Origin of the sequence: Pseudoalteromonas sp. SR45-6, assembly GCF_014163545.1 — a bacterium.
Classification (GTDB): domain Bacteria; phylum Pseudomonadota; class Gammaproteobacteria; order Enterobacterales; family Alteromonadaceae; genus Pseudoalteromonas; species Pseudoalteromonas rhizosphaerae.
The window spans coordinates 21,313-39,214 of sequence record NZ_JACJDM010000005.1 but is presented as its reverse complement, the minus strand read 5'-3'; the positions used below and the strand labels follow the sequence as shown (position 1 = coordinate 39,214).

The 17,902-nt window shown below is 41.2% G+C and carries 13 protein-coding genes and 1 pseudogene; 9 read left to right on the top strand and 5 right to left on the bottom strand.

Annotated elements, in window-relative coordinates:
- The first annotated feature begins 16 nt into the window (after positions 1-16).
- From H5158_RS03880 to H5158_RS03865, 4 genes are read left to right on the top strand one after another with little or no spacing between them, the layout of a single operon-like run.
- Positions 17-829: a hypothetical protein gene (locus H5158_RS03880; RefSeq protein ID WP_182717622.1), complete on the top strand. Its 813-nt coding sequence runs from the start codon at positions 17-19 to the stop codon at positions 827-829.
- The gene (locus tag H5158_RS03875) at positions 830-1,870 is read left to right on the top strand and encodes an extracellular solute-binding protein (protein ID WP_145234493.1); all 1,041 of its coding nucleotides are present in this window, start codon (positions 830-832) and stop codon (positions 1,868-1,870) included. It begins immediately after the preceding gene.
- A complete protein-coding gene (locus tag H5158_RS03870; protein ID WP_149981801.1) occupies positions 1,870-3,369 on the top strand; it encodes an iron ABC transporter permease in 1,500 nt (499 codons plus the stop codon). Before H5158_RS03875 ends, H5158_RS03870 begins: the two co-directional genes overlap by 1 nt.
- A gap of 14 nt (positions 3,370-3,383) precedes the next feature.
- Positions 3,384-4,400 carry an ABC transporter ATP-binding protein gene (locus H5158_RS03865; protein WP_182739486.1) on the top strand — a complete coding sequence of 339 codons (1,017 nt, stop codon included), beginning with the start codon at positions 3,384-3,386 and terminating at the stop codon, positions 4,398-4,400.
- A gap of 88 nt (positions 4,401-4,488) precedes the next feature.
- On the opposite strand, the gene H5158_RS03860 is transcribed toward H5158_RS03865, so the two are convergent.
- Positions 4,489-7,263 (bottom strand): collagenase, encoded by a 2,775-nt coding sequence (locus tag H5158_RS03860; RefSeq protein ID WP_182717625.1) that lies wholly within the window; start codon positions 7,261-7,263, stop codon positions 4,489-4,491.
- A 422-nt stretch (positions 7,264-7,685) separates the two neighbouring features.
- Here H5158_RS03860 and H5158_RS03855 point away from each other — a divergent pair, with 422 nt between their 5' ends.
- Complete coding sequence (locus H5158_RS03855; protein WP_149981804.1) at positions 7,686-8,717, top strand: LacI family DNA-binding transcriptional regulator; 1,032 nt, start codon at positions 7,686-7,688, stop codon at positions 8,715-8,717.
- A gap of 24 nt (positions 8,718-8,741) precedes the next feature.
- Here H5158_RS03855 and gtfA read toward each other — a convergent pair whose 3' ends face one another.
- On the bottom strand, positions 8,742-10,214 hold the full coding sequence (gene gtfA / locus H5158_RS03850) for a sucrose phosphorylase (protein ID WP_182739485.1): 1,473 nt from the start codon (positions 10,212-10,214) through the stop codon (positions 8,742-8,744).
- 177 nt (positions 10,215-10,391) lie between these two features.
- On the opposite strand from gtfA, the gene H5158_RS03845 reads away from it, so the two are divergent.
- From H5158_RS03845 to H5158_RS03835, 3 genes are all read left to right on the top strand, one after another.
- A complete protein-coding gene (locus H5158_RS03845) occupies positions 10,392-11,621 on the top strand; it encodes a sugar MFS transporter (protein WP_149981806.1) in 1,230 nt (409 codons plus the stop codon).
- Between the two features lie 167 nt (positions 11,622-11,788).
- Positions 11,789-14,182, top strand: coding sequence for a TonB-dependent receptor domain-containing protein (locus H5158_RS03840; protein WP_182739484.1), 2,394 nt, complete (start codon positions 11,789-11,791; stop codon positions 14,180-14,182).
- 129 nt (positions 14,183-14,311) lie between these two features.
- Positions 14,312-15,259, top strand: a complete 948-nt coding sequence (locus tag H5158_RS03835) for a carbohydrate kinase (protein WP_182717628.1) — start codon at positions 14,312-14,314, stop codon at positions 15,257-15,259.
- Positions 15,260-15,350: 91 nt separating this feature from the next.
- On the opposite strand, the gene H5158_RS03830 is transcribed toward H5158_RS03835, so the two are convergent.
- The 3 genes and pseudogenes from H5158_RS03830 to H5158_RS03820 form a co-directional block, all read right to left on the bottom strand.
- On the bottom strand, positions 15,351-15,731 hold the full coding sequence (locus tag H5158_RS03830; protein WP_182739483.1) for an STAS/SEC14 domain-containing protein: 381 nt from the start codon (positions 15,729-15,731) through the stop codon (positions 15,351-15,353).
- Positions 15,732-15,855: 124 nt separating this feature from the next.
- A complete protein-coding gene (locus tag H5158_RS03825; RefSeq protein WP_182717630.1) occupies positions 15,856-16,548 on the bottom strand; it encodes a cupin domain-containing protein in 693 nt (230 codons plus the stop codon).
- A 21-nt stretch (positions 16,549-16,569) separates the two neighbouring features.
- Positions 16,570-17,189: pseudogene (locus H5158_RS03820) on the bottom strand (glutathione S-transferase family protein).
- A gap of 180 nt (positions 17,190-17,369) precedes the next feature.
- On the opposite strand from H5158_RS03820, the gene H5158_RS03815 reads away from it, so the two are divergent.
- The gene (locus H5158_RS03815) at positions 17,370-17,888 is read left to right on the top strand and encodes a TetR/AcrR family transcriptional regulator (RefSeq protein ID WP_182717632.1); all 519 of its coding nucleotides are present in this window, start codon (positions 17,370-17,372) and stop codon (positions 17,886-17,888) included.
- The last annotated feature ends 14 nt before the right edge of the window (positions 17,889-17,902 follow it).

Genomic DNA, 17,902 nt, shown 5'->3' with positions numbered 1-17,902 from the left:
TTTCGGATCCACTTTCATGAAAGCATTATTTAAATCAGCAACAACCTTAGGTGTGAGCCTTCTTTTAGTATCAGCATTTGTTGCGCAACCTGCATTTGCTAATGGCCCTATTGGCGAACATGTAAATCACTTACAAGCAAATATCAAAGATTACTCAGAAGAAGTTGAATGGATGATCGGCAAAGTCGATACCATGGTAAGCGACTATGAAAGCAAAGGCGTAAAAGCAGTAAAAAGCGATGACCTAATCGAGTATTGGGAATCAGTGAAGTTTCACAGCGCGATTGAAACAAATTTTGTGCCGGTATATGCGTCAATCTGGCAAGGTATTTATGGCGTAAAAATGGCCATTGATAATAACAAGCCGGCGACTGAAGCTCGTAAAGAACAACAAGCGATGAATGCTGCCTTGTGGCAAGGTCTTGGCGCAGTTAAACTAGCGGCGCAATTTCAACAAAAAGGTTTGCTTGCAAACGTTAAAGCAACTGCAACCACAAGCATGACTCAAAGTGCTACAATCGATGAAATTAAACATAAACTTGATCGTGTCATTGCCAAATATGCAGAGCGTTTAAGTGATGAAGCAACCAGCATTGTGCACGATACTTACCTTCACCTATTTGAAGGTGTTGAAGGCACACTTATCGAACAAGATGCCAAACTTGTTGAAATATTAGAAAAAGATTTTAACGTGACACTGCCAAAAGCAATTTCAGATAACAAAAGTGTTGATGAAGTACGCGATGTGGTAAGTAGCATGCACACTAAATTAGACCGCGCCAAGGTATTACTCGAAAAAGCCGAAAAAGCACGTAAGGATGTATTTTAAGTGAAGCGTAGGACCTTTATACAAGGCCTAGCTGCGTTTGGGGCAATCGGTGCATTACCATTGCCTCTTTCTCGCGCACTAGCTGCCAACATAGCAAACCCAGTTTCTGTTGATGACTTACCTAAACTTGAAGGTGAGCTGACCTTATACCTAGGTCGTGGTGAAGGTGGTTTGTATGAAAATGTGCTACAAGCAATTCAAGACAGAAACCCCAACTTTAAACTAGGCATTCGTCGTGGTCCTACAGCAGCTTTAGCCAATACCATTGTTGCTGAAGCAAAAGCAGGGGTGCGTAGAGCCGATTTGTTTTGGGCTGTTGATTCTGGCGCTATTGGCTTGGTTTCAGATGCCGGCCTTGCACAACCTATTCCGAGTGATTTATCAGCGCAGTTGCAACCACAGTTTCGCTATAAAGATTGGGCCCCTGTCACCGGTCGTGTGCGCACCATACCCTATAACACTTCGCGTTTGACCAAAGAGCAAATTCCAACCAGTATTATGGACATTGCTGATAGTGACTTAAGCATTGGTTGGGCACCTGCGTATGCATCGTTTCAATCATTTGTAACGGCAATGCGTATTCTCGAAGGTGACGATAAAACAGCGAAATGGCTGAAAAAGATTAAGAAGCGTGCTAAAACCTATGCCGGTGAGTTGGGTGTAGTAATGGCCGTTGAACGTGGTGAAGTGGATATTGGTTTTGCTAATCACTATTACACCTTACGTTTAAAATCAGGCAAACCAGATGCCAAACTTGATTTAGCATTTACCCAACAAGATGCTGGCTGTTTAGTCAATGCATCAGGTATTTTGGCATTGAACGACGACCCTCTTGCCACTCACTTTATGCGCTATTTATTAAGCATCGAAGTGCAAGGTTACTTGGCTCGTGAAGCCTATGAAATTCCGCTGGTAAATGGTGTCCCTCTACCTGAAGGGTTACCATCTTTAGCCAATATTTCACCACCCAAAGTGGACTTAACACAGTTAGCTGATCTTCGGCCAACCATAGCTTTGATGCGAAATAGCGGCGTACTGTAATGCGACTACCAGCTTCTTACCCAATGGCGCTGCTTGCAGCGCTTATTGTTTTATCTCCTATCTTTATTTTAATAACGCTGGCCACTGATGCCAGCTCTTTGTTTGATAATCATAATTTAAGTATTCTCGGCAATACTTTGTCCTTGATGGTATTAACGGTCATTGGTTCTATTTTAATCGGAGTACCGTTAGCATTTATCAGCGCTTATGTGCGCTTACCGTTTAAAAAAGTATGGTTGGTGTTTTTTGCCGCGCCTCTAGCCATTCCCAGTTACATTGGTGCATTTACGCTTTATGCGGCTTTTGGCTCCGGCGGAGAGATACATAATCTACTTGGTATTGAACTGCCATCGATGGATGGACTCAGCGGCGCAGCTATTGTCATGACTCTTTACACATTTCCATTTGTAATGATGACTACCCGCTCATCTTTACTTAGTCTTGATGCAAGCATGGTTAATGCGGCCCGCACCTTAGGTATGTCGATGACCGAAAGTGTATTTAAAGTCATTTTACCCCGTGTAGTAAATGGCATTGCCGCAGGTTCGTTATTGGTTGCACTGTATACTTTGTCTGACTTTGGCACACCTGCAATGATGCGCCTTGATACCTTTACCCGGGTTATTTATGTCGAGTACAATGCGTTTGAGTTAAGTCGTGCAGCAATGTTATCGTTACAGTTGTTGGTGATTGTGGGCTTTTTACTGTTGATTGAGTCACAAATTAAAACGGCTAGCGAACGCCATGGCCGGCCATTAATTTTGTTTCCTAGTAAGTTGCAACTAGCGGCTATGTTTGCCACTTTTGCGCCTATTTTATTATTAGCCATTGGCTTACCTCTGGCGATATTTTCGCTGTGGTTAGCACGTGATGGCTTTAGCTCATTTGATTTTAGCATCGCGTGGAATTCAGCGTATGCCTCAGCCATTGCTGCAGTGGTTGCGGTGATTGTAGCTATCCCTGTTGCCCATGCTGCACTTAGCGGTAAAGCGGGTCGTATCATGGAGCGTGTTACTTACTTTGGTTTTGGTATTCCAGGTATTGTAATGGGCACCGCGCTAGTTTACGGTGGTTTGCAATTGCCGTTTTTATATCAAACATTAGGGCTGTTGATCATTGCCTATATGCTGCGTTTTTTACCCTTAGCGGTAGGCTCTGTGCGCACTAGCACTGAGCACCTTGATCCAAGTTTAGTTAAATCTGCGCGGGTCTTAGGCGCCAGTCCGCGCGAAGCATTTACCCGCATAACTTTACCACTAACAATGCGTGGGATCATAGCCGGTGCCGCTTTAGTATTTTTAGAATCCATGCGTGAATTAGAAGCAACCTTATTACTTGGCCCAACTGGCTTTGAAACACTATCGACTTATTTATGGCGTGTTTATGAGGCGGGCTATTTTGGTCGTGCTGCTATTCCTGGGTTATTGTTAGTACTGATTTCTGCGTGCGGTTTAGCTATTATGATGTCTGGCGAAAAACGTAACCAACTCGAACATTGAGGATTTAAATACAAATGCTATCTGTAAGCCAGTTGTCTATAGATTATGGCAGTAACCGTGTAGTAAGCGACCTAAATTTGTTGCTTGGTGAAAGTGAAATTCTCATGCTAGTAGGCCCTACGGGCTGTGGTAAAAGCACAATTTTACAAGCGCTCGCCGGACTAATTCCTATTAGCGAAGGTGAAATTAACTTAGGTAAATGGCAGGCTACCCCTAAATTGACTGTGCCACCTGAGAAACGCAGCGTAGGTATGGTATTTCAAGACTTTGCGTTATTCCCTCATTTAACCGTTGAGCAAAACATTGGCTTTCGTTTAAAAGATACCGCCGTTGCTGATCATTGGATAGCCCTACTGGGTCTTGATGACTTTCGTCATAAAAAGCCAGCCACCCTTTCAGGCGGTCAAAAACAACGAGTTGCACTAGCACGTACCCTTGCCCACCAACCTGACTTTGTGTTACTTGATGAGCCGCTTTCAAACCTTGATGCGGCACTAAAAGATATGCTGCGCTGGGATATCCGAAATGCCCTGAAAAAAGCTGGCGTGCCTGCAATTTGGGTGACTCATGATCAAGAAGAAGCTTTATCAATAGGCGATCGTGTGGGTGTGCTCAAGGCCGGAAAAATCCAGCAACTTGATACTCCTGAGCGTTGTTTTAGTGTGCCCAACAATCGCTTTGTTGCACGTTTTTTAGGTGAAGCAAGTTTCATTAACGGTTTTTTTGATAATAATCAAGCAACTACAGCCATCGGCAATGTGCCCGCTCACGGCGTAGATTGCCAACAAGGTGAGGTGGATGTCCTACTTCGCCCCGACGATGTAATGCTAGTACAAGGTGAGATCGGCAACAACGGTGTGGTCGTATGGGTACGCTTTGAAGGAGGGAGTCGTTTATGTGCAGTAGAGCTTGCCTGTAAAACAGTGGTTACTAGCCGCGTAAGCCACGAAGTCGTTGTATACCCTGGCGATAGCGTGCACGTATCGTTAAGTACTTCGCATCCACTCGCGGTGTATAAACGAGCAATCTAAACTCACTTTAACGCTTAAGTTACAACACTAAAAAAGCCCATATAGATGGGCTTTGCTGTAGGTGCTTTACTTTTTTAATATGATAATTTTAACGACACCCTTGGCTATTAAAATCAACCACTAGACTTGCACCAGTACTATTGCCCGACACCTTTAAATAACCCCAATATTGGCTTTGATCACTAATATAAATACATTCGCTATTGCCGCTATTACTGGACTGAGCCTGTTCATTACTGCCATTTGGCCAGCTGCTGTTTGAATAACTTAGGCTGATGTCGCCACTGCCATTAGCGGTAGTTATCGCCACACCACTTTGACTTTGTACGTCAGCAATACTAAACCACATAGGATCGCTGTTACCCAAACAAATCACTTCACCGTCATTTAAACGGCCATTGCTACGACTACCTTGGGTAGCACATGCATCAGGTACACTACTACTTACTCCTGTGTATGAAGCGGTTAATTTCACATTATCAAACATGTTATAGCCACGAATCATTACTTGATAAACACCTGCTTGCGCAGGATTTATTACACATTGTTCACTATTACCACCGACATAAGGACGACAATCATAACTATCCATTGTTGGTGTAGCAGCATAACTCACATATAAATCAGCATCGCCCGTGCCACCACTTAAGCTAAACACTAAGTCGCTGGCACCTTGCGGTACATCAAAGCTGAAATACAACAGCTCATCTTGCTCGCCAGCAATAGTCATTGGTTGAGCGTTTATCAACTCGCCGTTACCAACGCTGCTATCCTCTTCAATACTAGCCAATGTTGATGCGGTTTGGCTGGCACCTTGGTTATCAACAACCGTTAACGATACGCTATATTGTCCTGATGTTGTATAAGTATGCACCGGGTTTGCTTGATTAGAACTACTGCCATCACCAAAGCTCCACTGATAACTAACAATTGAGCCGTCACTGTCAATACTGCCATTGCTCGTAAAATTGATCTCATTGTTTTGCATACCGGCATAAGGTCCATTGATGTATGCGATTGGTGGCGTATTAGTGGTTGTACCTGCAACTAAGTCATCACACCATTGTACAAACTCGTTTTCATAATTATTTGCCCACTGCACAGTTTTCGCTTTATAAGCACTCCAATTACCAATGCGTGTATCTGCAAGCATGGCATTAATTTCACTGTAATGGCGTTCGAACATAAAGCGCACAGCTAAGTAACCCCAGCGATAAATACGGTCTTGATCAAAACCGTCATAGTTAGTGGCAAATACTTGCGCTAAGGTATAACGCGAACCATCACTGATGGTATTTTTAGCGGCGTCATTATTATCAAGATTAGCAACATATTCTGCAACGCCTTCTGACCACCACACAATATCTTCAGTTGGTGAATTAAAGTTTCCATATAAGTCAAAACGACCATCTAAGTAATGCACATATTCATGCTCTAGATTCCACACGTAATGCTCAGCATTGGCGTAGCTCGCCTCATAGGCAATAAAATTTGCTTGATTACCCACAACTGCGGGGTCACCTTCTAAATACATGCCGCCATTATTGGTGTTAATGCCAAAAATCGCACCTGCGTATTTACTATAATCATCGCTGCTATCAAATATATTTACTTGTAAAAAACTATTGTTATCATCGGCAACTGGGGCGTTATTGGTGGCAAGTTTAGTGTGAAATAAACCTTCTTCTGCGCCCATTGCAGCACATGCAGCTGTATGTTGTGCTGCAGTCATATTTTGTGAGCGAATTTTAATAGTGCTACTACAGCTATAATTTTGCGAAAGCGCTTGCTGAGTAAGTTCATCAACAAAGCCACAAATACCATAGTCATTACAATCAGCGTAATAACTGACAGAATCTGCCGCCGCAAGCCATACTGCATCACCATAGCCAAAGCTGTTATAAGTACTAAAAACCGCTTTTAAGCCAGTATCAACAGTAGCTTGAATAGCAGTGTCGGAATATTGCTTAAGGCGCGCAAGCTCACTGGCTGCATTAACAATTAAATATTGTGCGTCAGAGTCAATCATCCACTGCTTTTGGGTAAATGCATTCAGCTTAGTAACTAAATCAGTATCGCTAGCTACAGCTGTAACAAATGCATCATTCCACTGGCCGCGATAAAGCAAAGTAAAAATACCATTCACCGCACTGCGTATATTCCATTTTGCAGCATAGCTTTCGTTAAAACGCGTTAGCCACTGTTTCACCACATACAAGTAACGATGTTGCTGTTCAGCGCTGTCCATCGTAATGATCACTTCAGAAAGCGTTTTACCGTGGCCGTCATTATCGTCATAAAAATGGCTGTTGTTTACAAAAGCATCTATCGCATCAATTACGGCAGGCGTAACCCAAGAGCTAAAGCTCACGTTGTCGTTGTAAAATTCCGCATAAAAACCAGCTCGTAAATATAGGAACAATGCCTCGAGTTCAATGTCACCACCGCCAGCATAAGTCTGTGAGAGTGACTTTGCATGATTAGCAACCGCATACATATTATCAGAACTAAATACTAGGCTCTGAGTTGATGCTGATGCACTAAATAGTTCATTAACACAGCCACTACCTTGATTTTTAAGCTCAGTAATAATGCTCGTTGAACTAGCATTAGCCAGTGCATTTAAATCGCAGCTGACTGTGGCCGCTTGGCTACGCATCATTAACATACTAAATTTTTGGGGTTGTGATTGCAGCTGTGCTATTGGTGCTTTTTCATTATGGCCGTGTTCAACGCCATGATGATGCACACGTTCAACAATCGCAGCTTGTGGCTTGAATACGCGCTGATGGGTCGTATTAGCAAGCGCCATAGAGCTTGCCCCTAGTAACGGTAACGCCAAAATCAATCTATTCATTTTCATAATTTACCTTTGATAAATTTTATTATTTCAATCCAGAACGGGTTATCGAGGACGCAATTTGCAACATATAATCGCCATTACATACAATATACTTTGCCTAAAACTAAAAAAACTTAATTCATTAGTTGTAGCAAAATAGAAAACACCAGCACTTTACCATCAAAAAGGGTACATATGTAAAGATATAAATGATAAGGCGACTTTGTGAAAAATCACCCAAACAGTAACGTGTGAGTTAGTAAGCTAGCAGATATAAAAAAGCCAGTACTTTATTATTAATAACAACCACTTTCTAGTTCATTCTTGTTCCTAATACCTAATTACGTAACTTGCTATACACGCTACAATATAATTAACACTTTGATTTAGCGTGAAATATGGTAATTTATTAGTGAATCGCGTTCACTATCATGAGAAGTCGTATGACCCAAAAAAAACATTGGACATTAAAAAGCATCGCCAAAGAATTAGGCGTTTCTAACGCCACCGTTTCAAATGCATTTAATCGTCCAGATCAACTATCAAAAAGTCGTCGCGAGTCTATTTTATTGGCGTGTAAAGAGCTTGGCTATTTTGGCCCCAATAAAGCAGCGCAGTCATTACGCCGTGGTAAATTTAATATTGTTGCGCTGGTATTACCTGACAGTATTGAGTATATGGTGTCGGATCCTGTGGCCAGTAGTTTTATGCGTGGTGTGGCTTCTATCCTTGAAAAAAACAATATTAACTTATTATTATTTTCGGGAAATAGTCAAAACCTTAACAGCGTATTAGATTTTGTTGATGGCTTTATTTGTTATGGCCGTCCGCGCAATCAATCACTTGTAGATCAATTAAAAATTGTACCCAAACATGTGGTTACCGTTGATTTTGATATTGATCGTAATGCCTCAGTAAACATAGATAACGAACAAGCTAGTTATGAAGTGGCCAAACACGTATTAAAAAGCAGTGCTGATCAGGTCGCTATATTGGGACTGCGGTTATTAGATGAAAATGTATTGTGTCGTGTATATGAGCACCATGAATGCGAAGCCGGTCAATCAATTGCACATCAAAGATTACGAGGTTATCAAAAAGCATTAAGCGAAGTTAACATTACCTTAGGTGACGATAGAACTTGGAATATTCCAGAAAGTAGCGAACGTTATGCAAGCATCGCAGCAAAAGAAGCGCTCAACTGCATACCTAGACCCAATGTATTACTTTGTATGAGTGATCTTATTGCCCTCGCGGCAATTCGCGAAGCAGTTAAAATAGGTATAAAAATACCCCAAGAATTGCGAATTGTTGGATTTGATGGCATTGATGAAGCGCAGCGCTCTATGCCAACATTAACAACTATTCATCAAAATAGTGAAGAAAAAGGAGCATTAGCAGCTAATTTATTTATTAGCAAAAAAGAGCAAAAAGCACTTATCAACTACCAATTACAGTTAGGTCATAGTGGCTGATAAGTGACTGATTGTAAGGTTAACTTAGTTTAACAAATCATTTAGTGAGGTGAGTATTTGCTCATTCCCAGTGCGTTCAATTATTAACGCTTCGCGACGTGCAAAATTAACTTTTAGGACAATTTCACTGTCGTTTAATAGCCACTTTAAAGCACAACTATTGTCATCACCTTCAACACTAAACTCACCTGCAAAGGCACTGTGAGTATTACGTATCTCAATTAATTTTAGTAATCCCTGTACAACAGGCTTTGCAAGAGACTGCGCAATGATATCAGCATCTAAATATGGACGATTAATATCACGACCTACATTTGATTTTGCTAGTAACGCCATATCATTTTCAGCTGCGAATAAGCCACCGTAGTAAACTTGTGGTACGCCGGGTGCAAAAAATTGAATCGCGCGCGCAACTAAATAGTCAAAATCATTTGCGCCTAACGCATTGTAATAAGTGCAATTTACTTGGTACAAGTCGACATTACTGGCAGCAGCCCCAGTTGCTTGGCGGCTTTGGTTATTGCTATTTGCATGAATAGTTTCAACTAGATTATCAATTTGCGCTGCATTTAATAATCCTGGCTTATCACCCATTGGACCCGCATCAATAATACCAATGCCATCATGGGTATCGAGTACTGTTAAGCAATTACGTGGTGAAATATTTAACCACTTTACAAGTGCATCACTGTTATTGGTAAATAAGCTGTGCAAAATCAATGGTGGTAATGCGAAGTCATAAACCATATTGACCCGCTTTGCGACGTCAACTTGAGTTTGATAATGGCTGTGGATTTCAGCAATTGTTTCCATACCCAATGCATTAGCTTGCGCCGATAACTTATCTAAATAATCAAACGTTTCATCTAGCATAAAGCAGTTTGTGCCGGCTTGCTTAATCGCGTAACCCGCCGCATCTAAACGAATAATATTAACGTTATTAGCAGAGAACTTCGTTAATACATTATTTAAATACGCAATGCCCGCAGCAACTTTAACATTAATGTCGATTTGATTATCGGTAAACGTGGTCCAAAAATCATACGTTTGACCATCGCCACATGGCATTGGAGTAAAACAACTGCCAGGGCGCGGGCGATAAATCGCTTTTTGCTCGGCGTCGCTCATGCCATTTGGAAAGACATCTTCTTTAGTTAAAAATAAATCCCAAAACGAAGATGCTTTGCCTTTTGCCAGTACGTCCTGAAACTGAAAAGATTGCGCCGATACGTGGTTTACAATCAAATCGGCCATCAGATCATAGTCTGCGCCTAACACTTGAATGTCTTGCCAAGTACCGATCCGTTCATCCACGGCACTATGATCAATAGGGTCAAAGCCTGCATCACTACCATCAATTGGATTATAGAAGGGCAATAGGTGCACACCTCCAAATACGCCGTGTAATGGGCCATTTAAAAGTGTGGTCAATGCGTTGATATCTTGACCAGTGATCCGATCAGCGTATGTGATCAATTGAACTTTATTCTTCATCATTGTGTGATTACCATGTTGAAACTTAATCGATTAAGATATATCTTTAACTAGCGAGTGAGAATTTACAAGTAATTTTTAATAATTTTACATACAAAAATCGTGGCTTACGTAATACTACAATAAGTAACTAACTGACTTACTGAGTGTTAACTGAGCATTTAACGAGGAAAAAAGTACATGACAAAATCACACACACACGTAAGCAGCGACCCGTTGCAACAAATACGCTGGCTTACATATATGATGTTTTTTATGTTTGCCATGACTTCTGATGCGGTGGGCATGATCATACCTGAACTTATAAAAGAGTTTGGTTTAAGCATGACCCAAGCAAGCGCGTTCCATTATGCACCTATGGCGCTAATTGCTTTTAGTGGATTGTTTTTAGGTTTTTTAGCAGACAGTTTAGGGCGTAAAACAACCATCATGCTAGGCCTTTTAATATTTTCGGCGAGCTGTTTCTTGTTTGCGTTTAGCACCAGCTTTACCTTCTTTTTATTGCTACTTTGCTGCATAGGCTTAGCCATTGGTTTATTTAAAACGGGTGCGCTTGCGTTACTTGGTGATATTTCACATAGTAACGAAGATCACACTAAAACGATGAATAAGGTAGAAGGCTTTTTTGGCATAGGCGCCATTGTAGGGCCAGCTCTAGTAGGCGTCTTACTGGTGCAAAATGTAAGCTGGACTTACCTGTACATTATTGCAGGTGTAATGTGTTTAATTCTCGCTTTACTAGCGTGGCGTGCAGACTACCCAGCCGTTGTAAAAACCACAGCAAAGCCCACTTCGCTTGCCACCACCATGAAAATGATCAAAAATCCGTATGCGCTAGGTTTTTCTCTGGCAATTGCCCTTTATGTGGCCACGGAGGTTGCTATTTATGTATGGATGCCTACGCTGTTAAAAGATTACACTGGCTCTTGGCCACTACTTGCAACCTATGCATTGACAATATTTTTTGTACTGCGTGCCGCAGGGCGATTTATTGCCGTATGGTTACTAAACCGCTATAGCTGGCAAGGTGTTATGGCCTATTTAAGCTTAGGCATTGCGCTGTGTTATGTCGGTACATTATTCGGTGGCGTTGATTGGGCTGTGGGTTTATTGCCGCTTTCGGGGTTATTTATGTCGATGGTTTATCCGACTTTAAACTCTAAAGGTATATCCTGCTTTGCAGTGCAACAGCACGGTGCTGTGGCGGGCGTGATATTATTTTTTACCGCACTTTCGGCGGCTTTAGCACCCTTGTTCATGGGTATGATCAGCGATTACTTTGGCCATGTGCGTTACGGTTTTTATTTAGCTACGGGCTTTGCTGTCATTTTATTTTTAGCTATGCTGTTTAATTATTTTAAAGATCCATCAGCAACGGCTTTACAGCAAGATAACCCTGTAACTGAGTAAACCTATATTCTAAGACAATAAAAAATACTTTATAAATCAATGAATGAATAAAAAAAGAGCAAATTAAGCACAAAATAATTTGCTTCTTGTAAAATATTTGTTATTTTTACTTAATCGATTAAGTAAAAATACAAATCCAATTGGGTTCAACACAACGAGGCGTAACCATGACAACACACAACACACCTTTATATTTAATCAGTGCATTAGCACTTGCCGTAAGCCAAGGCGTACATGCGCAACAACAAGATCAAAATTCTCAAGTACAAGCTAACAAAGGTCTTGAAACAATCGTTGTAACTGGTGTACCACGTCGTACAACGATTATGGCATCAAGCGTATCAGTCAGTAGCTTGTCGCTTGAACAGGTTGAAGTGTCTACACCTCGCTCAACCGCTGAGGCGTTTAGAATCATTCCGGGTATTCGCGCAGAATCGACCGGTGGTGAAGGTAACGCAAACATTGCTGTGCGTGGTTTACCTGTGGCATCTGGCGGTGCGAAATTTTTACAATTACAAGAAGACGGTTTACCTGTACTGCAATACGGTGATATCGCTTTTGGTAACGCTGATATTTTTATGCGCTTAGATAATACCGTACAAACAATCGAATCAATTCGTGGCGGCTCAGCATCGACGGCTGCAAGTAATGCACCTGGTGGCATTATTAACTTTATTTCTAAAAATGGTGAAAACGAATCAGGCAGCGTATCAACTACTCTGGGCCTCGATTACGATAGCGTTCGTACAGACTTTGAATACGGTACTTACCTAAGCGATAGTGTACGTTTTCATGTCGGTGGCTTTGTTCGCCAAGGTGAAGGTCCACGCGAAACAGGTTACACATCAAATAAAGGCGGGCAAATTAAAGCCAACCTAACCAAAGATTTTGAAAACGGCTATGTTCGAATTTATTACAAGCATTTAGATGATAAAAGCGTAGGTTACTTACCGATGCCAATGTATGCAAATGGCGATTCTATCCCTGGGTTTGACGCACAATCGGATACACCACACTCGGCATTATTTACAAAAACAGTGCGTCTAAACGGCGAAAACCAAATTAGCAGTGGCGATATTCGCGACGGTATGAACCCTAACGTTGACTCAATTGGCTTTGAAGCAGTATTTGACTTAGATAATGATTGGCGTATCGAAAACCGTTTTCGTAAATCATCTGTAAGCGGTAACTTTAATTCACTTATTCCTGCTGAAGTAGGCAGTGCAACGTCGATTGCAGAAAGTATTGGCGGCGCAGGTGCAACACTCAGCAATGCAAATACTGGGGCTGCATTTAAAGACAATTTAGCAATGCGTATTCATACGTTTGACGTCACAATGAACGACTTTGACTCTATTGTGAACGACTTTAAATTGACTAAATCGCTCGATGACGACACCAGCATTACGTTTGGTTACTACGCATCAACGCAAAACATTGCCATGTCGTGGTTATGGAACTCTTATCTAATGGAGCTTAAGGGCGATAACGCAGCCTTATTAAATGTCACAGCTGCCGATGGTACTGAGTTTTCTGAAAATGGTTTATACGCATACGGAACACCTTTTTGGGGTAACTGTTGTCAGCGTGATTACGACACAGAATACGACACTCGCGCCCCGTACGTTGCATTTTCTACAAAACTTGGCGATGTAAGTATTGATGCAAGTGCCCGTTACGATAGTGGCGAAGCTCGCGGTAATTACGCAGGTGCAGTAACCTCTACAGTTGATATGAATCGTGATGGTGAAATATCCGTTCCTGAACAAAATGTTGCAGGCATTGATATTACTAATGCCAGCCCAGTTAACTACGACTGGAACTACACATCTTATTCAATTGGTGCTAACTATCAAATTGACCCAAGTCTGGCAACATTTGCTCGTATCAGTAAAGGCGGACGAGCGAATGCTGACCGACTTTTATTTGGTAAAGTACGTGCAGATGGCTCTGTTGCGAAAGAAGATGCTGTAGATGAAGTTAATCAATATGAGTTTGGGGTTAAAAAACGTTTTGATTCCTTCTCTGTATTTGCAACTGCTTTTTATGCAGAAACTGAAGAGCAAAATTTTGAAGCTACATCACAAACCTTTTTCGACCGTGAATACGAAGCCAAAGGGATTGAGATTGAATCAACTTACTTCATCGATGCGTGGGATTTTCGCGGTAACTTAACCTGGACCGATGCTGAAATCGTTAAAGATGCACTAACACCGGAAGTAGAAGGTAATACGCCTCGACGCCAAGCAGATTTAATTTACTCACTAATGGCGCGTTATAGCTACGAGAAAGGTGCAGCTGGTGTAAGCTTTATTGGTACTACCGATGCATACGCTCAAGACAACAACGACCTTAAATTTGATGGTTACACCCAAGTAAATGGCTTTGTAAGCTACGATTTATCTGAAAACCTTAGCATCGCGCTTAATGTAAATAACCTATTTGATACAGTCGGTATTACTGAAGCCGAAGAAAGTTCTATCCCAGATAATAATATTATTCGTGCCCGCACTATTAACGGCCGTACAACGTCACTAACACTTAAATACCTATTTAATTAACCGAGCTTTAGTATTTTTAAGCGCTGAATAATGTATTTTCAGCGCTTGATCTCCTAACATCTATTTACCTTGAAAGACTCTCCCACTACTTTTGACCTAGCCCTTGCTAGGTTTTTTAGGATTTACAATATGACCAAATTACTTAGCCTTGGCGAGCTGCTTATTGATATGCTGCCGCAAGATTCTCAAAACAGTGCTTATTTGCCCATTGCTGGCGGCGCTCCTGCCAATGTAGCGGTAGGTTATGCCAAACTGGGCGGCAAAGCGGCTTTTTGTGGCGGTATGGGCGATGACTATTTTGCTAAACAATTAAGTAAATCGCTTGCGCAATATAAGGTAAGTACAGAGTACTTATTTACAATTAAAGACTCTCAAACGGCCGTGGTTATTGTCAGTTTGGATGAAACCGGTGAACGCAGCTTTAATTTTTATCGCCACAATACCGCCGATTTACTGTTAACGAGTGAGCATTTAAACCATATCAAATGGGATGAATTGAGTACCCTACACTTTTGTTCCAACACGTTAACTAATTTAGCCATTGCGCGCACCACGATCAATGCTTTAAAGCTGGCTAAAAAGAACCATAAGCTAGTCAGCTTTGATGTGAATTTACGCTATAGCTTGTGGCAAAATAGCAATGACATTGAGCAAAATGTACACGCGTGTTACGCCTATTGCGATATAGTTAAGCTATCGCGGGATGAGCTAAATTTTTTAGCTGAGCAAACACAGCAAACACCTGATGATTACTTGCAATCGATTCTAGATACGGATGTTAGCTTAGTGTTTTTAACCGATGGTCCCGCGCCTGCAACCGTTTACCATAACGCATTTGCATTTACTGAAGCTGCACCAATTATTACGGCGGTTGATACCACCAGTGCGGGCGATGCGTTTATTGCCGGGGTTTTGTATTATTTAAATCATAATGATGAAAATATATTGCTCACGGATAAACTCAACAATCAGCAAATAGTAAAACGCGCTTTAAATTTCGGCCTTCGCTGTGGTTCAAAAGCCTGTTTAGCCAAGGGAGCATTTCCCGCATTACCAATGTTAGTTGATGTAGTTTAAAAGATTAAAGCCCATGTTAATGCCAGTTAATTAGTATTGACTGGCATGAAACAATAACAGCGCTTGGTATTTACAGTATTTTATAAATACCCTACTCTTCTAGCCACTCAATTGCAGCTGTCGCATTTTCAAAATAGGCCATTTCACCTGATACAACGCGGTTTCCTATTTTAGCAATATTGGACTGCCATTTTTTATTGCCATAAATAGCAACTTTTTTCAGCTCTTTATTGTGTTTTATACCTAACTTTAAATCATCCCATGCGGCTCTAAAGCCACCGCCCTGAAACTCGATACTATCAATGAGTACATTTATTATTGGCTGTTTTACTTGCGATAAGGCTGAATCAATCATCGGGGGGATGGTTTTATAATCTTCGTGAGTAAGCTTGCCAACCGCTTTTAAGGTTAAGAAAAACTCACGGCCTGCGCCTTCAATATCAATAGATAAACCATGGTTTAAATGTGTCATAACTTAGTCTCATTTATACGTTAAGGTTTGAGAATACGTTAAGTTAGATTAATAAATTATGAAGCAAATCAAAATACAGCTGGAAAAGTAAAAAGTGAGCATTTGCTCACTTTTTATATAAGCTTTAAGGGTTTTCCAAGCGATGAATTTGCTTATCTGCATCCGTTAAATGACCTGTTTTAAGCCAAACTTTTGCGCCTTCACTGCCTGCTTTAGCATTAACCATGCTGTTTATGGGAACTCTTAACCAACTGTTTTTTACAAGTGTATCGCCCTGCTCTTCAAGTGAACCTTCAAGTACTAAAAGCTCAGCCCCACCGGGTGCATTTATCGCTATCTCGGCGTTCGCTTTAAAATGCATTAAACTCACCTCTTCAAAGGCGTCTTTATAAAGAGGAGCTACATTTACATCACTAAACTCAGCGTGAGGAACACCTTGCATGGTATTAGTTTGTAAACGTACATGCTCTCTGTCCTCTGGCTGAAACTGCCATAATTTTACAAATATAACGCAGCCGCTTTCGGAGCCTGGAGTATGCTTTGATTCGGGCGGATTACGAATATAAGAACCCTTGGGGAAATCACCATGTTCATCTTGAAAAACACCTTCAAGCACAATAAATTCTTCACCGCCGGTATGTGTATGGGCAGAAAAATGGCTATTTGGCGCATAACGTACAATGCTGGTTGCGCGTGCAACCTCATCGCCTACTCTATCAAGTGGACGCCTATCAACACCCGCCATCGGTGACGCTATCCACTCGAGTGATTCACTGTGCACGACAACACGTTTGCTAAAGTCTGCTGCAATTTTCATATTTGCCTCCAAATTATAAATCTATTTAGCAATACTTGGACGCTGCGCGACCTTTTGTTGCCATGCAATTAAATGTGATAGCTCACTTGGAATAACAATTTGTGCAAAGCCTGCAAACACCAGACCGGCGTACAAAGTAATATCTGCAACAGTAAATTGCTCACCGGCAACATAAGCAGAATTGGCTAACACTGTATTAAAATAAACAAAACCTTGGTGCGCTTTTTCACCTTGCTTTGCTCCCCAAGCAACATTTTGATAGGTTTCAAGTGCTGGGCCTAAACCATCCGTTGCATGATGAAAGTAACTGGCTACCGCATCAAGGACCATTGACTCCGCACGCTTTTGCATCATATTAATCACCGCGCGTTCTTTTGCCTCAATACCCGTTAATGAAGGGCCAGCAAAAGTGGTATCAATATATTCAGTAATCGCGGTGCATTCCGCTATATATGTCCCGTCATCTAGCTCTAAAACAGGCACGCCTGCTAAGGGGTTTTTAGCTAAAAAGGCTTCAGTACGATGCTCACCATTTAATAAATCAACAGCAACAAATTCAACTTTGTCAGTCGCATTTTTTCAGCAAGAGCAATACGTACACGTAATGGATTAGGAAAGTTTTCTACGTCATAAATTTTCATAATTATCTCTTTATATTTTTAACCACAGTTTGAACTAATATTGGTAAGATCAAGCCCACCTACCTACTGATAGGTAACTTATATTAAGATCTCGATCTTTGCAAACTAAAAATAAAAGAGCTTGAAAATAACTACCTACTGGTTGATAATTTTTTGCAGCGATATGAAGGAAGTTTTAAAATGACAAAAAAAGCAGCCCTGTTAAAAGCAGCAGAAAATAAGGTTAGACTTGGTGGCTATAGCAATTTTAGCTTTAGAGAGTTGGCGAATGAAATTGGTATTAAAAGTGCGAGTGTGCATTATCATTTTCCAACCAAAGCTGATTTAGGTGCTGAACTCGCGCATCAATATACGGATGCCTTTATCGCTGTGCTTGGCGAACCGGAGGCACACAAAGCAAACGGTAAAAACCCTATTGATATTTACACGCAATTATTTACAAACGCGTTAGTTATAGATAAAAAGATGTGTTTATGTGGCTTACTTGGCGCACAAAGTGACAGTCTTCCTGATAAAGTGCGCGATGAAGTAAAACGCTTTTTCATTAAAAACTTAGCCTGGTTAACTCAAGCACATAAAATAAATGGAGAGCTTAATCCTGAACGTGCCGCGATTAAAACAGTGAGTTTATTAGAGGGCGCGATGATGATCAGTAACACCCTTGACGATATTAGTTACTTTGAACAAGCCATTTTCTAACAGGCATTACGTCA